This is a genomic window from Aliterella sp. E5.1 (genome assembly GCF_057473825.1).
On sequence record NZ_JBYCCV010000353.1, the window covers coordinates 1 to 1,480 of the forward strand.

Annotated in this window: 1 protein-coding gene; it reads right to left on the bottom strand. The window is 43.3% G+C overall.

Going from position 1 to position 1,480, the window contains the following annotated elements:
- Window positions 1-795: DUF3854 domain-containing protein (locus tag AC2VE5_RS27170; protein ID WP_486890645.1), on the bottom strand; the 795-nt coding region annotated here is incomplete at its 3' end.
- Window positions 796-1,480 lie beyond the last annotated feature (685 nt).

Below are 1,480 nucleotides of genomic sequence, written 5' to 3' on the forward strand. Positions count from 1 at the left end.
CTGTTTTTCCCAAGCAGCGAGATCGACAACCTTGCCCATTACCTGACGCTTAAAACGGTCTGCGCCGTGATTAAGAATATAGTCATCCATGCCTTTACCTTCTGCGACCGTCCAAAGTCCTGTGGCACTCAATACAGGTACTTTGAATAGTTTAAGCTGGTGAGCTAACTTGCGCTGTGCCTCAATTACATTGTTGTTGTCGGCACAATCGGCATCAAAGGCAATAATAAATCCAAATCCCGCACGGGCGTAACGTTCTAGAGTAGGCACTAAATAGCGTTTACCTTGCACATCAGCACCAGAACCCGTTAATCCCATTTCCACCCCTAACAGGGCAATGGTGGGGATGTCGTTAGCGCAGCCTGAGATCGCCTTGAAGAATCCTTCAGTCAGCAGTAAGCAGGGATGCCCCTCAATCTTGTAAGCTTTCTGTTTGAGCGATTCTAAGTCATTCCAGTAATGAGCTTCTGTTGGATGGGTAGGCAGCATAGCATCGTAATCACCAAAAGGTGAGCGGTACTTAGCGGCTTTCTTGTCGCCTTCTGACTTCCAAGGCTTATCTGGTTTGTATTGAATTTGATGGTTGCAGCCCTTGAGCCAGAGTCCGTCAGATAGTGCTTTATAACCTAAGTATTGGGTGGCATAGTTGGCTAAGACGGACGAGCAATTTGCTATTACCCACTGAAGGCTTAAACCTCGTTTCTCAGTGCATTCCTTGTAGTGCTGCGCCGTTAGCTGCTTTGCTTGAGAGGCGACTTGTGCGGGTTCAGTAGATGATTGATTTTGATTGAACATTTCTCAACTCCTTTATCGGAGCCGAGAACTAAGCTTGAGGGGTGCGATCTCTTTATGGATTGCGATCGCCATAGATCGCCTAACAGCTAGGGAAGGATAACTTTTTTGCAAAAATAGTAAAAATTGAGTTATCCTGATGGTAATAATTAAATTTTTCTAGCTGTCAGTGTTCGGGCGAAGTTTCTCAAGCTGTCCCGGCTCTGACTCTTTTTTTTCTAGGGTTTACAACGAACTTAAAACAGAAAAGACGTTAGCAAAACCAGACGGCTGTGCTAGCGCCCTTTGTACATGAACTCAACTGAATTGTGCAGACGCTACTTATTACAGCCAACCTGCGAAAATGACACATGGAAAACCTCTATTGCCTTGAAGTGATGTGACAAGATTATTGCTCAAACATTGAAAGCTTTGGGCGAAAAATAAGCTTGATATAGAGAATACACCCCCAGAAGAAAAAAAACGAGCAGTTAATACTTAACAATTTAATATAGACGATAATCGTTTACATAGCTAGTTAAGTTGAATGTAGCATCTTCTTCCAGAGTTTGAGTTTCTAGATGAAAGCTAACAACATTAGTGGTCAAAGAATAAAACAAGCCCGTGAAAAAATGGGATGGGATCAAAACGAGTTAGCTGCTGCCCTCCAAGTAGACTTTCAAATCAAATTAAACCAGTCAGATCGGAA